Source organism: Hymenobacter arcticus, from assembly GCF_054779975.1.
Genome location: NZ_BAAGXF010000001.1, coordinates 244,193 through 265,629, shown reverse-complemented (window position 1 = coordinate 265,629; position 21,437 = coordinate 244,193). Strand labels below are relative to the sequence as shown.

Genomic DNA, 21,437 nt, shown 5'->3' with positions numbered 1-21,437 from the left:
CTTGCGCCGCCGTGGCACTAGTTACGGCTTCTGGGCTCCCCAAGTCCTGTTTTTCTATGTCACGTTCTCTCAGCTGGCCCCGCCTGCTTTCTACCCGCCGCTACCCCGACCGCCCCGCCGAGGCGCCGCAGCCCGGCCGCTCGCCGTATCTAGCTGATTACGATAGGGTTGTGTTTTCATCGGCCTTTCGGCGCTTGCAGCGCAAAACGCAGGTGATGCCGCTGCCCGAAACCGATTTTGTGCATACCCGCCTCACGCACTCGCTCGAAACGGCCTGCGTGGGCCGCTCGCTGGGCCGCCTCTCGGCCCGCCGCGTGCTCGAAAACGACCCCGATATTGCCCGCGAGCTACCCGATTTTGCCCAGGACTGCGGCGACATTGTGGCCGCCGCCTGCCTAGCCCACGACATCGGCAACCCGCCCTTCGGCCACTCGGGCGAAGATGCCATTTCGGCCTACTTCACCAGCCGGGCCGCCGAGCGCTTTATCACCGGCCTCAGCACCGCCGAACAAAGTGATTTGCAGCACTTTGAGGGCAATGCGGCCGGCTTTCGCATTCTCACGCACACCTACCCGGCACTCAGCAGCGGCTCGGCCGGGCTGGGCCTCACGTATGCCACGCTCGGCGCGTTTACCAAGTACCCGCGCCCCTCGGTTATCGACCTCAGTAAAAAGCAAAACGGAGCCAGCGAGAAGAAATATGGCCATTTTCAAGCCGAAAACTCCCGCTTCAAGCTGGTGGCTGAAGAGCTGGGCTTGCTGCCCAAAGACGGCCCGGCCGGCTTCTACCACCGCCACCCGTTGGCCTTTTTAGTAGAAGCAGCCGACGATATTTGCTACCGCATCATCGACTTTGAGGACGGCCTCAAGCTGGGCCTCATCGACCACGAGCGCGGCCTGGCGCTGCTGCGCCAGCTGCGCGCCGCCGCCCCCAACGCCCGCCCCAAAAGCGCCGGCAGCGGCGGCCTGGAGTGGCGCGACTGGCAGGAGGAGCTGGGCTACCTGCGCGCCATGCTCATCGGCCAACTCGTGGACGAAGCCGCCACCCGCTTTGCCCAGCACGCGCCCGCCATCCTGGCTGGCACCTACGATGCCTCGCTCATTAAGGAGCTAAGCGGCTACGAGTTCTTGCAAGAGATTCAGCAGCTGAGCGTTGACAAGTTGTATCGCTCGCGCCCGGTACTGGAGATTGAAGCGGCGGGCTTCGAGGTGCTCGGCGGCCTGCTCGACGTTTTTCTCGCCGCCATTTTCGATAAGAAAGAAAATCACCGCTCGCGCAAACTGCTCGACCTGCTGCCGGCGCAGTTCCGCGCCATCGGCCCGCAAGCCGGGGCCTCGGCCTACGAGCAGATTCTGCTCCTCACCGACTACGTGGCCGGTATGACCGACCAGCACGCGCTGAGTTTATATAAAACGATAAAGGGAATTGAGCTGCCGAAGGGCTTTTAAATTTCTGGTACCTTAGTAGACAAAAGAACGTCATGCTCATCTGGCGTCCGCTTGTCGAAGCATCTCTACCACGCCGTTGGATTACTAGCCCTCACGGCGTGGTAGAGATGCTTCGACAAGCGGACGCCAGATGAGCATGACGTTCTTTTATTCGTTGTATTGATTTCTTAGAACAGCTTCTTAATTGCCAGCTAAAAAGTGCCTTCGCTCTCGTGCAGCGCTACCATATTCTCCAGCAATTGCTCAATTAATTTCCGGCCCTTCCACACCGATTTTAATTTGCTGCGAATTTGCGCCGCCGTTTGCACAAACTCTTGTTCTTCAGCGGTTTCATGGCCTTCGAAAGTAATTAATTGCTCCACCATTTCCTCCGTCATTTCGGGGTGAAACTGGAGGCCGATAATGCCGTCGCCCCGCACGAAGCCCTGCGCCGCGCAGCCCGCCGACATGCCCACCCGCAGCGCCCCCGGCGGCACCGTAAACGTGTCGAGGTGCCAGTGCAGCACCGTGGCTTTTTCGGGCCAGCCGCGCAATAGCGGGTGCGCCAACGATTTAGCCGCAAAGCGTACCGTCCAGAAGCCAATTTCCGGTTCCCCATTCGGCCGCACCTCACCGCCCAGCGCCTGCGCCAGTAGTTGCGCCCCCAGGCAAATGGCCAGCGTGATTTTGCCCACCTGCAGCACCGTTTGAAGAAATTCTTTTTCCGCCACCAGCCAAGGGAATTCGGCCTCGTCGTGCACGCTCATGGCCCCGCCCAAAATTAGTAGCCCATCAAATTCACCCAGCGCCGGGAAAACCGGGTTGGGTTCAAATAACCGCGTGTAGGTGAGCGAGTAGCCGTGGGCGGCCAACCAGGCGGCAGCGTGGCCAGGGCCTTCGTCGGGCAAGTGTTGGAGGCAGTGCCAGCGCATAGTGGAGGGCCTAAATAGCTAGAGAAGAGAGGCCGATTTGCTGCGCCAGTGCGGCTTTGGTCACTGCGTACACCCGCTCCTGCGGGATGTACAAGTGCTCCAACTGCCGGTTGTCTACGTGTGTTTTTTGTTGCTGCACAAAGTCAGTAATGTCTTCGATATGCGTGACTTGATGCTTACCAAATTGCTCCAGCGTATCGTTTTTGAGGCCGAGTTGCAGGGCCCGCCTCGTGAGCTTGTCGCCGTAGGGATTGTGGTCGGGGTCCCATTGCAGGCGCACATTTTTAGTGGCTAGCTCGTGCTTCCAGGCTTCTTCCGACGCGTAGTTACCTGCGGTAAAGGTCGAAAACACGGCTTGGCTGAGAATTTCCTCAAAGGCCGTTTTAGCTAGCCACAGGGCCAGCACGCGCTCTTGGTTTTCCTTGCTAGCCCAGCCGCAGCGGTACATCATCCACAGGAAGTTGGGCTTAATCCACGACATGCGGCCGTAGCTAAAGCCAGGGCTGCCCAGGTACTGGTTTTCGACCGCAAACCGGGCGATGACCGGGTTATACGCTTGGTAAACAATCACCTGATTATCAGTCTGATGGGCAACAATATGTTGCCCATCGACCGGTAAAAACTGGCGCGCGGCCGAATAAAGCTCCGTGCTTAGGTTCATAGCTGGTTAGGTACCAAAGGTTATTCCCACTCAATCGTTGCTGGTGGCTTGCTCGAAATATCGTACACCACGCGGTTGATGCCGCGCACCTGGTTGATAATCTTGTTGCTCACCTCAGCCAGAAACTCGTAGGGCAGGTGCGCCCAGTCGGCGGTCATGCCGTCTACGCTGGTTACGGCGCGCAGGGCCACTACGCGCTCATAGGTGCGCTCATCGCCCATCACGCCCACGCTCTGCACGGGCAGCAGCATCACGCCGGCCTGCCACACTTTATCGTAGAGGTTATGTTGCTTTAGTAGGCTAATGAATACGTTGTCAGCACGTTGCAGCAAGTCAACTTTCTCGGGCGTGATGTCGCCCAGGATGCGGATGCCCAGGCCGGGGCCGGGGAACGGGTGGCGGTTGAGAATCTCGCCGGGTAGGCCCAGCGCCGCGCCCACCTCACGCACCTCATCCTTGAAGAGCATGCGCAGCGGCTCCACTATTTTGAGGTTCATCTTCTCGGGCAAGCCGCCCACGTTGTGGTGGCTCTTGATGGTCACGGCCGGCCCGCCGTGCACCGATACCGACTCAATCACGTCGGGGTAAATGGTGCCCTGGGCCAGCCAGCGCGCGCCCTCCACCTTCTGCGCCTCGCGGTCGAACACTTCAATAAACGTGCGGCCAATGGCCTTGCGCTTGCCCTCGGGGTCGCTGATACCCGCCAGCGCCGCGTAGAACTCGGGCGCGGCGTTCACGCCGGTCACATTCAGGCCCAGGCCCTCGTAGGCCTTCAGCACGGCGGCAAACTCGTCCTGCCGCAGCAGGCCATTATCCACAAAAATGCCGTGCAGGCGCGGGCCCACGGCGCGGTGCAGCAGCAAGGCGGCCACGCTGCTATCCACGCCGCCCGAGAGGCCCAGAATTACCTGGTCGTCAGGCCCGATGGTGCTTTGCAGGGCCTCCACCATCGAATCCACGAAGTGGTCGGGCGTCCAGCTTTGGGCGCAGCCGCAAATGCCCACCACGAAGTTCTCAAGCAGCTGCTTGCCCTCCGTCGAGTGCGTCACCTCAGGGTGAAACTGGATGCCGTAGGTGTCTTGGCCAGGTATCTTGTAGGCGGCCACGGCTACTTCGTTGGTGCCAGCAATAATTTGGTAATCAGCGGGTAGCGTTTTGATGGTGTCGCCGTGCGACATCCATACCTGCGTATCTAGGTGCAGGCCCGTAAGCAGGGGCGAGGCCTCGTCAAGGCTGCTGAGCCGCGCCCGGCCGTATTCACGAATGGTAGCGGGCAGCACTTCGCCGCCGCCCTGCTGGGCCAGCAGCTGCGCGCCGTAGCAGATGCCCAGCACCGGCACGCGGCCCAGAATCCCGCTCAAATCGGGGTTGGGCGAGTCGGCATCGCGCACCGAGCAGGGCGAGCCCGAAAGAATAACGCCCCGCAGGTCGCCGGCACTAATGCGCTCGGCCAGCTGGGGGGCGTGGGTGTAGGGGTGAATTTCGCAAAAAACGTGCAGCTCGCGAATGCGCCGGGCAATGAGCTGGGTATACTGCGAACCGAAGTCCAGGATGAGGATTTGCTCCATAAAATCACCGATTGGCGCAGGGTGAGCTGATTTTGCGGCTTCGGGCGCCCCCAAGTGGGCGCCCGAAGTACGCGGCGCTGGCCAACCGTGGGGCAAAATTACCCTCAATTCCCCCCATCACCCTCGTTGCCGACAAGATTTTTGGTGGTCAGGGGGCCAGCGCCAAAAAAATATTTTCGCTAAATCCGCTCATTCTCAATCCTCCACGCGGAGGCCAGCCACTAGAATCTGCGCCACTTGGCTAATCTGCAGAAATCTGTGCCTACATTTGTACCCGGCGAGTCAGAACGACCAGCTCCTACTGAACTCCCCCAGGGCCGGAAGGCAGCAAGGGTAGGTGGTTGAGCGGTGCGATTTTGGCTCGCTTTTTTTTGTCTTTTCCTCTGGTTTCCAGCCGGCCCTGAGCCGCGTTTATCTGTCGAGTTTAGGCAGGCAGCGCGTAGCTTTGGGCCGGCTTTTTTAGTAAGCTGTTAGCTAATAGCTGCTAGCCATTAGCTTCGGAGTAGTGTACCAAATCAAAAAAGCTATCAGCTAGCAGCTGATAGCTAATAGCTTACAAATGAAGTTCTTTGTTGATACGGCCAACCTAGCCGAAATTCAGGAAGCCGTGGACCTTGGCGTCCTTGATGGCGTGACCACCAACCCGTCGCTGATGGCCAAGGAAGGCATCCGCGGCACCGACGCCGTGATGGCGCACTACCGCGCTATCTGCGAGATTGTGGACGGCGACGTGTCGGCCGAAGTAATTTCCACCGACTTTGAGGGCATCATCCGCGAGGGCGAAGCCCTGGCCGACCTGCACCCCAACATTGTGGTGAAAGTACCCATGATTAAGGAGGGTATCAAAGCAATTAAGTACTTCAGCGACAAGGGCATTCGTACCAACTGCACGCTCATCTTCTCGGCCGGGCAAGCTCTGCTGGCCGCCAAAGCCGGCGCTACCTACGTGTCACCATTCGTGGGCCGCCTCGATGATATTGGGGCCGACGGCTTAGGCCTGATTGCTCAGATTATCGAGATTTTTGCCAACTACGGCTACGCCACCGAAGTACTGGCTGCCAGCGTGCGCCACGTGCCCCACCTCATTCAGTGCGCCGAACTGGGGGCCGATGTGGTGACGTGCCCGCTTTCCGTTATCACGGGCCTGCTCAACCACCCGCTCACCGATAAAGGTTTGGCTACTTTTCTGGCCGACCATAAAAAGGTGAACGCGTAGGTATGTGTGGTAAGCTTTAGCTTGCCGTTGGTTGAAATTCTCTTAACCTTTTCACGGCAAGCTAAAGCTTACCGCACATTCAAGTGTATATCATCAAAGTAAAAGGTAAGGCCAAGATTCCGGATTACATCCAGCTGCGCGATGAGCACTTCGTGCTGATTGCGTATTTCCGGGCCGACCGGCCGCTGAAGGACCTGCACCGTTACGGCCTCGAAGGCCAGGAGGTACCGTTGGCGGCCGTTATTTCAGAGCTGGAATTTGGCAAGCTTCGTAAGCTGGAGCTTTAAAAAGCCGCCCGACGTATTACTTTGTATACTAGCGTGTTATGCGTAGCATAGCAACCCTGATAGTTGTAACCTATTGATTGCTAATTGTACATGACCGAGCCAATTGTGGAGCTGCACGGCGCTACCATCGTGCAAGAGGAGCGGGCGGTGCTGGAGCACGTGTCTTTTGCGCTGGATAAGAGCGAGTTTGCCTACCTGGTGGGGCGCACCGGGGCCGGCAAGTCGTCGCTGCTCAAAACCCTGTACGCTGACCTACCGCTGCTGGTGGGCACGGGCACGGTAGCGGGCTACGACCTGCCCAGCCTGGGTACGGGCAAGGTGCCGTATTTGCGCCGCAAGCTGGGCATTGTGTTTCAGGATTTTCAGCTACTGAGCGACCGCACGGTGGGCGAAAACCTGTTTTTTGTGCTAAACGCCACCGGCTGGCGCGGCAAGGCGCGCAAGCAGCAACGCGTGCAGGAAGTGCTAACCCAAGTGGGCCTGAGCGGCGTGGGCGGCCGGATGCCGCACCGCCTTTCGGGCGGCGAGCAGCAGCGCGTAGTTATTGCCCGCGCCCTGCTCAACGAGCCGGTGCTGCTGCTGGCCGATGAGCCCACCGGCAACCTCGACCCCGAGGTGTCGGCGGGCATTATGGAGCTGTTTGCCGAAATAAACCACGCGGGCACGGCCATTCTGATGGCAACGCATAATTTTCAGCTGCTCGAAAAATACCCGCACCGCGTGCTCACGTGCAAGGAAGGCGCGCTGCTGGATTCGGCTCGAGCGTCGTAGGCAGTGGTGCCTATGTCTAGTGGCCTGTCCATTCTGATTCCCGTTTTTAATCGAGATGTTACATCGCTGGTAATCAGCTTATTGCAGCAGGCCGTCGATTGGCCCGGACCGCTGGAAATCCGCCTGCTGGATGACCACTCGACAAACGGCTGCCGCACTCTCAACCGGCATCTGGCTGACCAGGCTGGGGTATCTTACGAAGAGCTACCCGCCAATGTAGGTCGAGCGGCCATTCGTAATAAATTGGTAGCTAGTGCATTGCACGATTGGCTGCTGCTGCTCGACAACGACAGCTTACTGCTTGATGAGCAATTTATTGCCCGCTACGCCCAAGCCTTGCGCTCGCAGCCCACCGCACGCCTCTTTATCGGCGGCACCGCGTACGAAGCCACGCCGCCCGCCGACCCGGCCCTGCGCCTGCGCTGGCACTATGGCCGCACCCGCGAAATGCGCCCCGCCGCCGGGCGCCAGCATGACCCCAGCGGCCAGCTTACTATTAATAATGCGTTGGTGGCGAAGGAGTTACTTAACCAATTTCCATTGGATGAGCGGCTGAGCGGCTACGGCCACGAGGATACCCGCTTTGGGCTGGAGCTGGCGCGGGTGGGGGTCGAAGTGCACCACCTCGACAACCCGGTGTTGCACGATGGCCTGGAGCCCGCCGCCATTTTTCTTGCAAAAAGCCGGCATGCTGTGCACAACTTGGCCCAGGTGCTGCGCACCGATGAGCTGGTGGTGGACACGCGGCTAGTGCGTGCCGCCACCCGCCTGCGTCGGGCGGGCTTGGCGGGCGTGGCGCAGGTGGCGCTGGCGGCGCTGGCCCCGGCCCTGCGCCGCAACCTGCTCTCGGCGCGCCCGAGCCTGGGGGCGCTGGACATGTTAAAACTAAGCTGGTTGCTGGCCGACTGGCGCTAGCCGCTTTGGGTTGATACCTTTAACTTTTCCCACGCTACTTCATGCCGCCCGAGTCGCCCTTGCTTCCCATTTCGCTGCTCGACCTGGCGGCTGAGCACGCCGCTTACCAGAGCGAGCTGGATGCGGCTTGGCACGACACCCTGCGGGCGGGCGCGTTCATTCAGGGGCCGGCCGTGGGCGAGTTTGCCGCCGAACTGGGCGCGCACCTGGGCGGCGCGCACGTGGTGCCCTGCGCCAACGGCACCGATGCCCTCACGCTGGCGCTGCTGAGCCTAGGGCTGCCGCCCGGCACGGAGGTAATTGTGCCAGCCTTCACCTACGTGGCTACCCTGGAGGCCGCTGCCTTGCTGGGTTTGCGCCCGGTGCTGGCCGATGTGCGCCCCGATACCTTTAACCTGGACCCGGCCGCCGTGCGGGCGGCGCTCACGCCGCGCACCGGGGCCGTAATAGCGGTGCACCTGTTTGGGCAATGTGCTGATTTAGAAGAGTTACTGAATATTTGCCGGGCGGCGGGCGTGGCGCTTATTGAGGATAATGCGCAGGCGCTGGGCGCTACGTTCACCTTCGCCAGCGGCGAAACAGCCTACGCGGGCACGGTGGGGGAGGTGGGCACGACCTCTTTTTTTCCGAGCAAAAACCTGGGTTGCCTCGGCGATGGCGGCGCGCTCTTCACTCGCGATGCGGCCCGCGCTGCGCTGTTGCGCCAGCTCGCCAACCACGGCCAGAGCCAGAAATACCATCACCAGTACATCGGCCTCAACTCGCGACTAGATACGCTGCAAGCTGCCTTGCTGCGCGTGAAACTGCGCCACCTGCCCGCCGCGCAGGCGGCCCGCCAAGCGGTGGCGGCGCGCTACGATGCGGCGCTGGCCAGCCTACCCAGCTTGCAAACTCCGGTGCGCGACGCGCGCAGCAGCCACGTTTTTCACCAGTATACCATTACAGTGGCAGGGCAGGGGCAGCGCGATATGTTGCAGCAGAGACTTAAAAGCCAGGGTATTCCCAGCGCCGTGTACTACCCGCTGCCGGTGCACGCGCAGCCGGCGTATGCCTACCTGGGCTACCGGGTGGGGGAGTTTCCGGTGGCCGAGCGGCTGTGCGGGCAGGTGCTTTCACTGCCCATTTATCCGGGGCTGAGCGCTGTGCAGCAGGCCTACGTGGTGGCGCAGGTGGGTTACTTCGCCGGCGGCAGCGAATAAAGCGGCGTGAAACCTACTCTGCCTTCTCCCAGCCGGCGCAATGCCCGAATTGCTGGTACGTCGCTGCTGGTTACGGCCAGCTACTGGGGGCTGCTGCACCACATCATTGCCAATGTGCACGGGCAGTCGCCGCAGGGCTATGAGGGCGAGGGGGCATTTGTTATCGTGCTTCCGCTATATCTGCTGTTGCTGTACGCAGGTTTTTTTAGCTTGGTGGCGCTGGAGCGGGTGTGGCGGCGCAATCATGAGCCCATGCCAAAGGCAGACCTACTTTTGGGGCTGCTGCCGCTGTGGCCGCTACCGCTGTGGCTCCTCATGGCGCTTTAATCTGCTAGTGCTGGCGGGGTTGGCAACTGGCCTTTTTTATTGCTTTGACTGATTTTCCTGCGGTTTCTGCTGCGCCCGTTCGCTTTGTTATCTGCGGGGTGGGCCACATTGGCCGGCGGCACGCGGCCCTGGTGGCGCGCCACGCCGGGGCGGCGCTGGTAGCGCTGATTGACGAGCGCACCGAATTGCGGGTGGGCCTGGCGGCTGAGTTTCCCGGGGTGCCATTCTTTCTTTCGCTGGAAGAATACCTGCAAAGCGGCCCCGCCGCCGATGTGCTCACCGTGGCCACGCCCAACGGCCTGCACGCCCCGCAGGCGGTGGCCGGCCTACGCCACGGCCTGCACGTGGTTATCGAAAAGCCCATTGCCCTGCACACGACTGATGCTGAGCTGATTGTGCAAATGGCCCAGCAGGCTAATCGCCTGGTTTTTGGGGTAATGCAGAACCGCTACTCGCCGCCCGCCGCCTGGCTCAAGCAAATAGTGGATGAAGGCCGCCTGGGCGAGGTGTTTCTGGTGCAGCTCAACTGCTTCTGGAACCGCGATGCGCGCTACTACCGCCCCGGCGGCTGGAAGGGCACGCAGGCGCTTGATGGCGGCACCTTGTTCACCCAATTCAGCCACTTCGTGGATTTGCTATACTGGGTGTTTGGCGACATTACCAATATTGCGGCGCGGTTTCGCGATTTCACCCACGCGGGCATTACCGAGTTTGAGGATAGCGGCCTCGTCACGTTCGACTTGGTGCGCGGCGGCAGCGGCACGCTCAGCTACAGCACCGCCGTGTGGGACCGCAACCTCGAAAGCTCCCTCACGGTGGTGGCCGCGCGCGGCTCGCTCAAGCTCGGCGGCCAGTACCTCGACAAAGTGGAATATTGCCACTTGCAGGATTATACCTTGCCCACCCTGCCGCCCACCAACCCCGCCAACGACTACGGTTCCTACCAGGGCTCGGCGGCCAACCACGTGCAAGTAATTGATAACGTAGTTGATACAATTAAGCAGCGCAGCGCCGCCACTACCAATGCGCTGGAAGGACTAAGGGTGGTGGAGATAATTGAGCGTATTTATGCCTTGCGATAACCCTAGCCAGCGCCAGCCATGACCAACGCCGCCCTCCGCCAACACTGGCACGCCCTCACCGCCCCGCTGCTGCCCGACCACGCCCGCCGCGAGGCCGAGCTGGCAAAACTGCTGGCCGCTTATGGCGCGCCCGAGCGCCACTACCACAACTTGCAGCACATTAGTAACCTACTTACCCAAGTAGCTGACCATGAAGTAGAAGATAGGGTAGTGGTGGAGCTGGCCATCTGGTTTCATGATGCGGTGTACAACGCCCTGCGCGCTGATAACGAGCCCAAAAGCGCCGATTGGGTGCTGGCGTTTCTGCAAGCCACCAGCCTGGAGCCCGCCCGCCAGGCGCGGGTGGCCGACCTCATCCGCCGCACCCAGGACCATACCCAGCCCCAGCCGCCCGATGACGCCGACCTGCTGCTGTTTCTGGATGCCGACCTCAGCATTCTGGGCGCGCCCGAGGCCGATTACTGGGCCTACGCCCGGCAGGTGCGCCGCGAGTATCGGCTCGTGCCCGACCTGCTCTACCGCCCCGGCCGCCGCAAGGTGCTGGCTAAGCTATTGGCCGCGCCGGTGCTCTTTCACACGCCTGCCCTGCACGCGGCCTTCGATGCCGCCGCCCGCCGCAACCTGCAAGCCGAGCTGGCGGCCTGGGAGCAGGGTAAATTCGTGCTGTAAGCCAGGTCTTAACGTAGGTGGGGCCGAGTAGGCTGCCCGGCTTGCGCCAATCGGCTTTAAGTTGAAGCTAGCGCTTAGCTTTGGTAAATAGCTCTTATTTCTTACTGCATAGCTATCACAATGGCCTCTTTTATTGCTGAGCTGCGGGTCGCGGGCCTGCACTATCCCCTGGTAGGGTGCACCTACGCTACGTCACAGGCTACCAGCGACCGGGGGCGGGTGCACACCAAAGTGCGCCACGAGCCGGTGCAGCTAGAGTTGGATGTGCCAGAAGGCGACGACCTGCTGGCTTGGGCAAATGAGGCCCACAAGCGCCTGGCCGCCGACATTGTCTTTCTCGATGCCACCGGCCGCCCCCTGGAAACCCTCAGCCTAAAAGCGGCCTACTGCATAAATTACCACGAACTGTTTGTGAGCGCCCATACGGGGCGCGGGGCCTACCGCTGCCTGCTCACATTGGTTGACCCCGGCGGGTTCACCTTGCACGCGGGCGGGCCCGCCACGGCTTTTGTAGCCCCGCCCCCCGGCACGCACGGCGAGCCCGCAGGGGCCGCGGCCACGGCGGCGGCCGCTGCCCCAGCGGCGCTCACCAAAAAGCAGCGCTACGATGCTCGGATGAAGAAAATCGACGCTGCGCACGCCCAGCTAGCCGATAATGCTACCCCGGCGGCCGGCCTCCACACCCTGCCCGCCGATGCTACCCGCGTAGCCCCCTCGGCCGGCGTGCAACAGCAGCAGCAAGACCGGCAGCGCCTGCAAAAGGCCACCGACCGGCTCACGCTCAACAATGCGGTGGTGGAGCGGGCTAAGCTCTCCGACGACTCGTACAACAACGAAGTGCTGCATCGCCCCGACGGCAGCGCCTACCTGGTACATCACCAGAAGCAACCCGATGGCAGCTACCTACCCAGTGCGCCGCCCGAGGGCTGGCAAGTAGACCGTGTCATTCAGGGGCAGCAAAGCGGCTTCATGGCCGTGGTGTACAAGAGTGATTTTGAGCGCTCGGGCAAGCCGGTAGTCGTTTTTCGCGGTACCGATGCGGACCCTGGTTTTCCGGAGGAACTGAAAAAAGACGGGGCCACCGATGCGATGCAAGGTCTGGGCTTCTATACCGATGCCTACAAGCAAACCGAAAACCTGGCCCGCTCGCTCCAAAAAAGCCTGGGCAGCTCCTTCGACATTGCCGGGCACTCGCTGGGTGGCGGCGAGGCGTCGCTGGTTGGGCTGCTTACTGGCAACGACACCTACACGTTTAATGCCGCTGGCCTGCACGAAAATTCTATGCTGCGGGCCGGGCTTGACCCCAAGCAGCTGCTGGCCAAAGAACAAAAAATTCAGGCTTTTTACTCAGACCAAGACCCCCTCAACTGGAACCAAGACCACAGCTACGTAGTCAAGGGCATTATTAAGAAGCTGCTGCCGCCCTACACGCCCATGGGAATGCCGCCCATTCCGAGCCCGCTCGACGGGCTCATCGACGACCCCCGCACGATGCCCGCCGCCGTGGGCATTCGCCGCAAGCTCCAGGATGGGGGTGGGCACTGGAGCCCGGCCATGGTGGATGGGGCCGGCCACGCGGTGCCACCGATGGTAGCCGCCCTCGAAAAGCAGAAGGACGCCGACCTTTCTACCATCAACCAGCTAGTGCCCGCCGCCCGATGATTTCCGTAACTGCCGCGCCGCGCCCGGCCCCGGCCCCGGCCTGGCACTGGGTTAGCCAAGGCTGGTTCTTGCTGTTGTTTATTAGTTGCTTAGCGGCCTGCCAGAGCCGGCCCCAATCTATGTACCCTACTGTTCCCGCCGAGCGCTACTTTGCCGGCTCCGCTGCCCTGCCAGCGGCCCAGGCCTGCCAGCACGACGACGCCCCTGCCCTCAATAAGGCGCTTGCGGACAGTGGCGTTAGCCCCGATGCCGTGGGCCAGCAAGGGATGAGCCTGCTGCTGCTAGCCATGAGCAACCGCAGCCTGCAAGCCACCGCCGAGCTGCTGCGGCGCGGCGCCAACCCCAACCTGCGTACCCGCCTGGGCGCGCAGTATACCGAAGTGCAGCCCGTGGCCCTGGCGGCGGGAGGCGACAATACCCCGCTTCTCAAGCTCTTGCTCATACACGGCGGCAACCCCAACAGCCGCTACGGCGCCAACCCCGCCACCTTCGTAGCCGCCGATGCCAACCGCACCGACCACCTGCGCCTGCTGCTCGACCACGGGGCCGACCTCAACGCTACCGGCGACCACGGGGCTACCCTGCTGCTACACCTGGCCGAGCAGCGGGAGTTTGAGCAGGTAGCCTACCTGGTTGAGCGCGGGGCCGACGTGCACAAAGCCGATAACACGGGCGGTACCGTGGCCTTTGAGGTGCAGGAAGCCCGCCCCACCCTGCCCGAAGCACGCAAGCCCTGGGGGGAGCGCGTGCAACAACTACTTGAAAAAAAGGGTATTACATTTCCGGTGCCCGACCCCAGCGTTGCGTTTCAGGCGCGGGTGCGCCAGGAAAATGCCCAGCGCCGCCTCTGGGAAACCACGCCCGAAGGCCAGCGTTACCACAACCAAGTGGCCGCCGCCAACCGCCAGCGTGAGCAAGAGCAGGCGGGCAACCCCAACGCGGGTGGCGCCGCCTACAACCAGGCCCAGCAGCTGCGGGCCGAGGCCGAGCCGCGCTTCCAGGCCTGGCGCAAAACGCAGCCGCACTGGCAGCCTTCCACCAACGACGGCACTGTGACCCTCTACCCCGACCCCGTGCCCACCCTCGCCCAGGACGCCGCCGACAGCGCCCGCCAGGCCGCCGCCACCCGGCGCAGCGAACCAGATTTCAGACCCCGCTAGGTGAGCCTGGCTACTGGGGGACGGATAAAGAGAAGCTTCGTACGTGCCCGCCGCAAGGAAGAACCGGCGGTGGATTGCTACCAAAACCAATGCGTTTGACTAGGGGGCGCTCATCAACTTCTCATTCGGCCCTACCTTTGGCCCGTCGAGCAGGCCCACTAGCCCAGCTTGTTTTTATAAAGAGGCGCTGAGAGATAGGCTCTGCGACGCGCCGGCAACCCCCGCCCCCGCGGAACGGTGCCAACCGACCGGCCGCTAAACCATAGCGGTCCTATAAAAGCCCGTGGCTCTCTGCGCTTTCGTTTCTGGTATTTCGAGTGTTTTTTTTGGCGCTGCCCCGCGGGCAGGCTGGGCGTGTTGTTGTTGAGCGCAAGCCCAGCCAACGCGAACGTAACTAATTTCTTTTTTGTGGGTTGACTGCTGCTGGCGGGGTGCTTAACACCCACTGGCGTAGTCGTTTGGGCGCGGCCTGTCGGGTGCGCGCCGTATTTATTTTATGCTGAAAAAATCACTGGAACTCCTGCGGCAGGAAGCTGCCGAATCGGGCGCGGGCACGCTCAAGCGCACCCTCAATGGCGTGAGCCTCATTGGCTTAGGCATTGGGGTAATTATTGGGGCGGGCCTGTTCTCGCTCACTGGCCTGGCGGCGGCCAACCACGCGGGGCCGGCCGTGGTGCTCTCCTTCGTGGTGGCGGCGGTGGGCTGCGCGTTTTCGGCGTTGTGCTACGCCGAGTTTGCGGCGCTGGTGCCGGTGGCGGGCTCGGCCTATACCTACTCGTATGCCACGATGGGTGAGCTATTCGCTTGGATAATTGGCTGGGACCTGGTGCTCGAATACTCGGTGGGCGCGGCCACGGTGGCCATCAGCTGGTCGCAGTATCTGCTCAAGTTTCTGGAGAAATACGGCCTGCATTTGCCGGCGCAATTTGTGCTGTCGCCTTTCGAAACGGCCACCCTGCACGATGGCTCGGTGGTGCACGGCTACGCCAACCTGCCGGCCATGCTGGTGGTGCTGGCCATTACGGCGGTTATTATCCGGGGCACGTCGGGCTCGGCGTGGTTTAATGCCCTGGTGGTGGCCCTCAAGGTGGCTGTGGTGCTGGTGTTTATTGCCTTGGGTTGGAAATACATCGACCCGGCCAATTATCATCCTTTTATTCCAGAAAATACCGGTAAGTTTGGCGAGTTTGGCTGGAGCGGAATTCTGCGCGGCGCGGGGGTTATTTTCTTCGTATTTATTGGCTTCGACATCGTGGCCACTATGGCCCAGGAAACCAAGAACCCGCAGCGCAACATGCCCATCGGCATCCTGGGGTCGCTGGTAGTCTGCACGATACTATTTATTCTGTTCGGCTACGTGCTCACGGGTCTGGCCAATTATACTGAGTTTAAGAACAGCGCTGCGCCGGTGGCCATCGCCATCGAAAAAACACCCTACGGCTGGCTCAGCGGGGCCATTATTTTGGCCATTTTGATTGGTTACACGTCCGTAATATTAGTCGATTTGCTGGGGCAGTCGCGGGTATTTTTCTCCATGTCGAAGGATGGTTTATTGCCCCCGGCGTTCTCCAAAATTCACCCCAAGTTTCGCACGCCGGTGCAGTCCAACCTATTGCTGGGCGCGTTCATTGCCGTGTTTGCTGGCTTCGTGCCCATCAATATTGTGGGCGAAATGGTGAGCATCGGCACGCTGCTGGCCTTCGTGATGGTGTGCCTGGGCATCATCATCCTGCGCAAAACTGACCCCGATGCGCCACGTAGCTTCCGCACGCCGTGGGTGCCGCTGGTGCCTATTTTGGGCATTGTTACCTGCGTGGTGATGATGGCCAGCCTGCCCTGGGAAACCTGGTTGCGACTAGCCGTATGGCTGGCCATTGGCTTGGCCATCTACTACGGCTACGGCAAAAAGCACAGCAAATTGCGCCAGCAGCAAGATGCTAGTCAACTTATTGAGCGGCAATAAGTTGAATTACTAAATTTGCCTGGAAAGCTGATTCGCTGCGGCGTCCAGCCAACTCTTTTCGTCTCTTTTCTGTATGCCTTGGCAGCCCGGCACCCGCTGGGCTGCCAAGGCATTTTTACGTTATGGAAGAGTTACCAACCAAGGCCGAGGACATCGACCGCATCATTGAAATGGCCTGGGAAGACCGCACGCCGTTTGAGGCCATCTTGGCGCAGTTTGGACTGCCCGAGCAGGGGGTAATCGAGTTGATGCGCCGCGAGCTAAAGCCGGCCTCGTGGCGCCGCTGGCGCGAGCGGGTGCAGGGCCGCGCCACCAAGCACCAAGCCAAAAGCGCCGTGGACGACGCCCGGTTTAAATCGAATTTGCAGCGCCCGATTACGGGTAATAAAATTTCGAAGCGTGGGTAGGTGCTAGGCGATTCGGCCTGCTCGCGTGCGGGCAGCTGACACCTCCGGCGCTCAGCAGCCTCGCTCCGTAGAGCTATGGGTATGCTGTAAACAGCTCCCAATCAGCCAGTATTGGTTATGATTCAGCGCACCGAGCCACCCGCTTGGGCGGCCAGCAGCAGGCCATGACCACAATCAACCAGTAGCTTGAGCGCGCGCATGGGGCGCGATAAGCTTACGGGGGACCTTTGAGCTAGCAAGTACTCAAGCCCGGCGGCCGCTTTTGGCCCGGGTGGCAGCGCCCATTGTGGGGAGTGCTGTAGTGCTTTTTGCCGGCTTTCCGGTGGTCTTACCCCATGAAGTATCCGTTTCGGGCAATCAGCCTTTCTTACCACAGCGCGCCCCTAGCGGTGCGGGAGCTGCTGGCCCTGGACGATGCCGCCGCCGCCCAGCTATTGCACGTGTTGCGCCACGACCTAGACCTGGGCAACCTGCTGGTGCTCAGCACCTGCAACCGAACCGAGGTGTATTACAGCGCCGCCACCAGCCAGGAGCTAGCCATTGTGGAGGCCCTGGGGCGGGTGGCGGGCGTGGCCAATGGACGGGAGTACCAGGATTATTTCACGGCGTTTGATGCGGCGGGGTCGGCGGCGCAACACTTGTTTGAGGTAGCCTTAGGGCTGGATGCGCAGGTGGTGGGCGACCCCCAAATCGGCAATCAGATGAAGCGGGCGTACCAGCGCTCGGCCGCGGCCGCGGTGGCCGGGCCGTATCTGCACCGTCTGCTGCACGCCGTGTTTGCGGCCCACAAGCGCGTGCACCAGGAAACGGCCTTCCGCGATGGGGCCGCTTCCACTTCGTCGGCCACGCTGGAGCTGGTGGCCGAGCTCACCGCCGCCCTCGACCGGCCGCGCGTGCTGCTGGTGGGCCTGGGCGAAATGGGGGCCGACGTGGCCCGGCACTTCGCCAAAAGCAAGCGCTTTGCCGAGGTCACGCTCTGCAACCGCACGCCTGCGCTAGCCCAGGCCCTGGCGGCCGAATGCCAGCTGGCGATGCTCGATTTCAACGACTTAGCGCAGGGCCTGCGGGCGGCCGACGTGGTAATTTCGGCCGTGGCCGCGCCCACGCCGGTTTTCACGCAGGCGCTGGTGGCGGGGCTGCACAACCTGCACCACCAGTTTTTTATCGACCTCGCGGTGCCGCGCAGCGTGGCGGCGGCGGTCGAGGCCGTGCCGGGTGTGCTGGTGTATAACATCGACGATATTCAGTGCAAAGCCGCCGCGGCGCTGGCCGGCCGGGTGGCAGCCATTCCGCAGGTGCGCGCCATCATCGCCGACAGCCTGGCCGACCTGCGCGACCGCAGCCGCGAAATGCAGCTGGCGCCCACCATTCAGAAGCTGAAAAACACCCTGGAGCAGCTGCGCCAGCAGGAAATTAGCCGCTTGCCGCCCCTGAGCCCCGCCGAAGCCCGCCGGGTAGACGAAATCACGAAAGCCCTGACCCAGAAATTTCTCAAACTGCCCGTGTTGCAGCTCAAAGCTGCCTGCCAGCGCGGCGAGGCCGACCAGCTGGCCGCCGCTCTAACGGAGCTGTTTGCGTTAGAAGCCTGTGCCGCTCCCGGTCTGCCGGCGCAGTTGGCCGACCGGTTGTCGTAGCACGGGTGCGGCTGGCCAAGTATTGGGGCTGGTGGGTGCGAGGGAGCCGTTCGATGGAGGGAGAATAAGAGTTAGTGGTTATCCTCAATAAAAGCAGCCTACGTCCTCATTCAACGACAACCGGTCGGCCGGCTTGCGCCGGCGGACCGGAGCGACACCATCAGTCAACCCACGCTACTCCCTGGCGCAGCCAGGCCTGGGTGACGGCTTCAGGCGAGCCGGGCGCGGGCGTGAGATTATAGACCCAGGCGGCGTGCGGCGGCAGGCTCATGAGGATGCTTTCGGTGCGGCCGCCGGTTTCGAGGCCGAATTTAGTGCCGCGGTCGAGGGCCAGATTAAATTCGGCGTAGCGGCCGCGGCGCACGGCTTGCCACTCCTGCTCGCGGGCGGTATGGGGGCGGGCGCGGTTTTGGCGCATCAGGGCGGAGTAGGTGCGGCCGTAGACCTCGCCCACGTCCTGCACGAAGGCAAATAGCTCGTCGAACGAGCCATCGACGCCCACCGTGAGCCGGTCGAAGAAGATGCCGCCCACGCCGCGCGTTTCCTGGCGGTGGGGCAGGTAGAAGTACTCATCGGCCCACTGCTTGAAGCGCGGGTAATAGCTCGGGTCGTGGCGGTCGCAGGCGGCGCGCACCTGCGCGTGGAACCAGCGCGCCTGAGTTTCGTCCACGTAAATAGGGGTCAAATCGAGCCCGCCGCCGAACCAGGCCTCGCCGTTGCCGGCCTCGAAGTAGCGCACGTTCATGTGCGAAATGGGTACGTGGGGGCTGCGCGGGTGCTGCACCACGCTCACGCCGGTGGCAAAGTAGCGGGCATCGGGCAGCAGCAGCTGGCGGGCGGCGGCCGCGCCCAATTCGCCGCGCACAGCCGAAAAATTCACGCCGCCCTTTTCCAGCACCGCCCCGCCCAGGATGACGCGGGTGCGCCCGCCCCCGCCGCCCGCGTGCGTCCACTGGTCCTCTTGAAAAACAGCGGCCCCGTCGGCCCGCTCCAGCTGCTGGCACAGCCAGTTTTGAAATTCCCGCATCCAGGCCTCAACGGTGGCGCGGGCGGTGGCGGGCGTTAGGGTGGGCTCGCTAGTAGTCATTGGTAGTTAAAACGTTACTGTGGAAAGCTGCGCCACGAGCCGGGCTTCGGCGGCCTGGCGCAGACTGCAGCTGGCGCAGCAAGCGGCCGTGGGCAGGGTGCTGGTGGGCAGCAGCAGCACCGGAATGCCCAGGTGGTAGGCGTTGGTTTGGCGGTAGTAGGGGTTGAAAAAGCGCCGCACCAGGCAGCCATCGGCCGTGCCCAGCACCAGCAGCTGGGCCCTTTGGTGGGCACAGAATTCGCTAAGGCCCTCCAGGGCATCGTCGTCGGGCAGCAGGTGGGTAGTGGCGCCGGGCAGGTGGGCGCGGGCGGCCAGCAAGGCCTTTTTGAGGGGCGCGAGGCCCGCGCTGGTGGGCGCGTAAAACTGCACCAGGTCGAAGTGCGCCGGGGCCGTGCGGGCCAGGGCGGCCAGGGGCGCGAGTTGCGCGCCGCCGAGGCGGGCAAAATCGCCGGCCACCACCAGGCGGCCGGGCAGCTCGGGGTAACCGGGCGGCACCACCAGCACCGGGCAGCTCACGCGCTCGGGCAGCAGCAGCAGCGGGGCGCCGGCGGCCCCGGCCGTAGCGCAGTCGAGCAAGGCCAGGCCCGTCACCACCAAGTCGGCGCAGTAGCCGGTCACCAGCACTTGCAAGCAGGTGGCCAGCTGCTCGGCGGCCACGTGGCAGAGGTAGGTGATGCGGCGGCCGCTCTGGCGCGTGAGCTGCTGGTAGCGCAGGCGTTCGGCCAGGGCTTCGAGGCGGCGCAGTAGGGCAGCGCGCTCATCGAGTGGCAGGGCTATGCCGGTGCCGGCGTGCACCAGCACGATTTCGGCGGGCAGGCGCACGGCGAGCTTGTTGGCGTACACCAGCGCATCTTCCGAAGCCGGGGTGAAGTCAATGGGAACGAGAATGGTTTGCAGGGCCGTCGGCATGATGGGGGAATTTTAAAGCTAGATTATTGATAATTAATAAGTTGTTTTGCAGGGAGTCCGGGTGCCGGTCCGCCGGCGCGAGCCGGCCGACCGGTTGTCGTTGTTAAGCCTGGCACCGTCTGACCTTCGTTTAGTAGCAACGTGTTGGTATTGAATACTTTAGGTAAATGTGGTGCCCGACTCTCTTTTAGCAACAACGCACTGATATTGAATGCTTTAATAAGATGAAGCGTACGACCCTCGTTCAACGACAACCGGTCGGCCGGCTTGCGCCGGCGGACCGGCACCTGGCCCTCAGTGGCAGTAGTGCACCGAAGCCGGCTGGCGCGTAGCCTTTCCCGAAGTAGCACCCAACCCCGCCCCCAGCACCGGGCTGATGTAGGGAATACCTAACCCCAGCCCCCGCAAAATGAACAGTCCCGCCAGCGCCAGTGCCGTCACGGGCACCGCCCGGCGCAGGCGTTGCCGCCAAGCCAGCGGCACTAGTTGCCCACTCAGCGAGAGGGCCAACATCAGCGGCAGCGTGCCCAGCCCAAACAGGCCCATGTAGGCCGCCGCCCCCCCGATGCCCGGCGCGCTCAGGGCCCCGGCCAGGGCCAAGTACACGAGGCCGCAGGGCAATAGTCCGTTGAGTAAGCCAGTAGTGTAGAGGGCCCCCAGTCCTGGCCGTTGGTAGTAGTAGGCCAGCTGCGTTTTCACCCGGCTTAGCCCAGCGGCGAGCCCTAGCGTACCCGCCGCCCGGTCCAGCCAGCGCTCAGGCGTCGCGACCAACAGCAAAATCAGCCCGCCCGAAAGCAGTGACAATCCCTGCTGCCAGCCCGCCAGCCGCAGGCCCTGGCCCAACGCGCCCGCCGCCGCGCCCAGCAGCGCGTAGGTACTCACGCGGCCCAGGTTATAGAGCACGCGCCCGGCCACGTAGCGCGGTCCGCCCGCGCCCGGCAGCGCCAGCGCAATGGCCCCGCACATCCCCACGCAGTGGAAGCTGCCCAGCAATCCAAACAAGAAACCAGCCCACAGCATAAGAGGGGAGCGCCGCCGTTGCCGACCGCGCCATTAGTTAGATAGAATTAGATAGAAAGCTCTTCTTCCATAAAATACGCTTGACCGCTGGCCGTGAAATCCAGCCGCAGCCGCCAGTGGCCGGGCCGCAGGCGGGCCGTGCTCAGCAGCTGCCGGGCCGGCTGGCCGGTGGGCACAAAGGGGAGCGTGAAGTCCAACTTTTGGTCGGAGGGGCGGAAGAAGTGCACCTGCCCTCGCACGCCGGGGCCGGCGAGGGCGGCCGGCAGCTCCAGCGTCAGGCGCTGGGCGGCGGCCTCGTAGCGCACCCGCACCGGGGCGGGCAGGGCGGCCGTGCGCGCCACCGACTCCATGCGCTGCTGGTAGGCCAGCTCCTGCTTGTAATAATCGGGGCTCACCAGCTCTACGTCGGTGCGCATGGCCCGCTGCACCATGTAGCCGATGTAGCTGGCAAACAGCACGAACGTGGCAATGATGGCGCAGGGCCACAGGTTGCGTTGGGTAGACATGAGGTAGGAAAGTGGGGGCCCGGTCCGCCGGCGCA

The 21,437-nt window shown here is 62.6% G+C and carries 21 protein-coding genes, 1 other RNA gene and 1 riboswitch; of the genes, 15 read left to right on the top strand and 7 right to left on the bottom strand.

What is annotated here, in order from left to right:
• Window positions 1-56: 56 nt before the first annotated feature.
• The gene (dgt, locus tag ACYVGC_RS01200; protein WP_460581948.1) at window positions 57-1,448 is read left to right on the top strand and encodes a dGTP triphosphohydrolase; all 1,392 of its coding nucleotides are present in this window, start codon (window positions 57-59) and stop codon (window positions 1,446-1,448) included.
• A gap of 191 nt (window positions 1,449-1,639) precedes the next feature.
• Here the strand turns inward: dgt and ACYVGC_RS01195 are convergent, their stop codons facing one another.
• From ACYVGC_RS01195 to guaA, 3 genes are read right to left on the bottom strand one after another with little or no spacing between them, the layout of a single operon-like run.
• Window positions 1,640-2,359, bottom strand: coding sequence for a type 1 glutamine amidotransferase (locus ACYVGC_RS01195; protein ID WP_460581947.1), 720 nt, complete (start codon window positions 2,357-2,359; stop codon window positions 1,640-1,642).
• Between the two features lie 10 nt (window positions 2,360-2,369).
• On the bottom strand, window positions 2,370-3,020 hold the full coding sequence (locus ACYVGC_RS01190) for a DUF4291 domain-containing protein (protein ID WP_460581946.1): 651 nt from the start codon (window positions 3,018-3,020) through the stop codon (window positions 2,370-2,372).
• A 20-nt stretch (window positions 3,021-3,040) separates the two neighbouring features.
• Window positions 3,041-4,588 (bottom strand): glutamine-hydrolyzing GMP synthase, encoded by a 1,548-nt coding sequence (gene guaA / locus ACYVGC_RS01185; RefSeq protein ID WP_460581945.1) that lies wholly within the window; start codon window positions 4,586-4,588, stop codon window positions 3,041-3,043.
• A gap of 274 nt (window positions 4,589-4,862) precedes the next feature.
• Here guaA and ffs point away from each other — a divergent pair.
• The 14 genes from ffs to hemA all read left to right on the top strand — a co-directional run bounded on the left by ffs (window position 4,863) and on the right by hemA (window position 17,880).
• An RNA gene (gene ffs, locus ACYVGC_RS01180) (signal recognition particle sRNA small type) lies at window positions 4,863-4,959 on the top strand.
• A gap of 188 nt (window positions 4,960-5,147) precedes the next feature.
• A complete protein-coding gene (gene fsa / locus ACYVGC_RS01175) occupies window positions 5,148-5,804 on the top strand; it encodes a transaldolase family protein (RefSeq protein ID WP_460581944.1) in 657 nt (218 codons plus the stop codon).
• Between the two features lie 83 nt (window positions 5,805-5,887).
• Window positions 5,888-6,091, top strand: a complete 204-nt coding sequence (locus tag ACYVGC_RS01170) for a fructose-6-phosphate aldolase (RefSeq protein ID WP_283562901.1) — start codon at window positions 5,888-5,890, stop codon at window positions 6,089-6,091.
• A gap of 90 nt (window positions 6,092-6,181) precedes the next feature.
• Entirely contained in the window at window positions 6,182-6,862 is a 681-nt protein-coding gene (locus tag ACYVGC_RS01165; protein WP_460581943.1) for a cell division ATP-binding protein FtsE, read from the top strand.
• Window positions 6,863-6,874: 12 nt separating this feature from the next.
• The gene (locus tag ACYVGC_RS01160) at window positions 6,875-7,777 is read left to right on the top strand and encodes a glycosyltransferase (RefSeq protein WP_460581942.1); all 903 of its coding nucleotides are present in this window, start codon (window positions 6,875-6,877) and stop codon (window positions 7,775-7,777) included.
• A gap of 41 nt (window positions 7,778-7,818) precedes the next feature.
• Window positions 7,819-8,976 (top strand): DegT/DnrJ/EryC1/StrS family aminotransferase, encoded by a 1,158-nt coding sequence (locus tag ACYVGC_RS01155; RefSeq protein WP_460581941.1) that lies wholly within the window; start codon window positions 7,819-7,821, stop codon window positions 8,974-8,976.
• A gap of 6 nt (window positions 8,977-8,982) precedes the next feature.
• Window positions 8,983-9,303 (top strand): hypothetical protein, encoded by a 321-nt coding sequence (locus tag ACYVGC_RS01150; protein WP_460581940.1) that lies wholly within the window; start codon window positions 8,983-8,985, stop codon window positions 9,301-9,303.
• 44 nt (window positions 9,304-9,347) lie between these two features.
• Window positions 9,348-10,385, top strand: a complete 1,038-nt coding sequence (locus tag ACYVGC_RS01145) for a Gfo/Idh/MocA family protein (RefSeq protein ID WP_460581939.1) — start codon at window positions 9,348-9,350, stop codon at window positions 10,383-10,385.
• An 18-nt stretch (window positions 10,386-10,403) separates the two neighbouring features.
• Window positions 10,404-11,054: an HD domain-containing protein gene (locus ACYVGC_RS01140; RefSeq protein ID WP_460581938.1), complete on the top strand. Its 651-nt coding sequence runs from the start codon at window positions 10,404-10,406 to the stop codon at window positions 11,052-11,054.
• Window positions 11,055-11,174: 120 nt separating this feature from the next.
• Window positions 11,175-12,716 carry a type VI secretion system tube protein TssD gene (gene tssD / locus ACYVGC_RS01135; protein WP_460581937.1) on the top strand — a complete coding sequence of 514 codons (1,542 nt, stop codon included), beginning with the start codon at window positions 11,175-11,177 and terminating at the stop codon, window positions 12,714-12,716.
• A gap of 119 nt (window positions 12,717-12,835) precedes the next feature.
• Window positions 12,836-13,876, top strand: a complete 1,041-nt coding sequence (locus tag ACYVGC_RS01130) for an ankyrin repeat domain-containing protein (RefSeq protein WP_460581936.1) — start codon at window positions 12,836-12,838, stop codon at window positions 13,874-13,876.
• A gap of 171 nt (window positions 13,877-14,047) precedes the next feature.
• Window positions 14,048-14,156, top strand: a riboswitch (SAM riboswitch).
• A 216-nt stretch (window positions 14,157-14,372) separates the two neighbouring features.
• A complete protein-coding gene (locus tag ACYVGC_RS01125) occupies window positions 14,373-15,839 on the top strand; it encodes an amino acid permease (RefSeq protein WP_460581935.1) in 1,467 nt (488 codons plus the stop codon).
• A gap of 122 nt (window positions 15,840-15,961) precedes the next feature.
• Complete coding sequence (locus ACYVGC_RS01120; RefSeq protein ID WP_460581934.1) at window positions 15,962-16,246, top strand: TIGR03643 family protein; 285 nt, start codon at window positions 15,962-15,964, stop codon at window positions 16,244-16,246.
• A gap of 335 nt (window positions 16,247-16,581) precedes the next feature.
• Complete coding sequence (gene hemA / locus ACYVGC_RS01115) at window positions 16,582-17,880, top strand: glutamyl-tRNA reductase (RefSeq protein ID WP_460581933.1); 1,299 nt, start codon at window positions 16,582-16,584, stop codon at window positions 17,878-17,880.
• 160 nt (window positions 17,881-18,040) lie between these two features.
• Here hemA and hemF read toward each other — a convergent pair whose 3' ends face one another.
• The 4 genes from hemF to ACYVGC_RS01095 all read right to left on the bottom strand — a co-directional run bounded on the left by hemF (window position 18,041) and on the right by ACYVGC_RS01095 (window position 21,402).
• Window positions 18,041-18,967 carry an oxygen-dependent coproporphyrinogen-III oxidase gene (gene hemF / locus ACYVGC_RS01110; protein ID WP_460581932.1) on the bottom strand — a complete coding sequence of 309 codons (927 nt, stop codon included), beginning with the start codon at window positions 18,965-18,967 and terminating at the stop codon, window positions 18,041-18,043.
• Between the two features lie 6 nt (window positions 18,968-18,973).
• On the bottom strand, window positions 18,974-19,876 hold the full coding sequence (locus tag ACYVGC_RS01105) for a universal stress protein (RefSeq protein WP_460581931.1): 903 nt from the start codon (window positions 19,874-19,876) through the stop codon (window positions 18,974-18,976).
• A gap of 294 nt (window positions 19,877-20,170) precedes the next feature.
• The gene (locus ACYVGC_RS01100; RefSeq protein ID WP_460581930.1) at window positions 20,171-20,896 is read right to left on the bottom strand and encodes a sulfite exporter TauE/SafE family protein; all 726 of its coding nucleotides are present in this window, start codon (window positions 20,894-20,896) and stop codon (window positions 20,171-20,173) included.
• Between the two features lie 47 nt (window positions 20,897-20,943).
• Window positions 20,944-21,402, bottom strand: coding sequence for a FixH family protein (locus tag ACYVGC_RS01095; RefSeq protein ID WP_460581929.1), 459 nt, complete (start codon window positions 21,400-21,402; stop codon window positions 20,944-20,946).
• Between the last annotated feature and the right edge of the window lie 35 nt (window positions 21,403-21,437).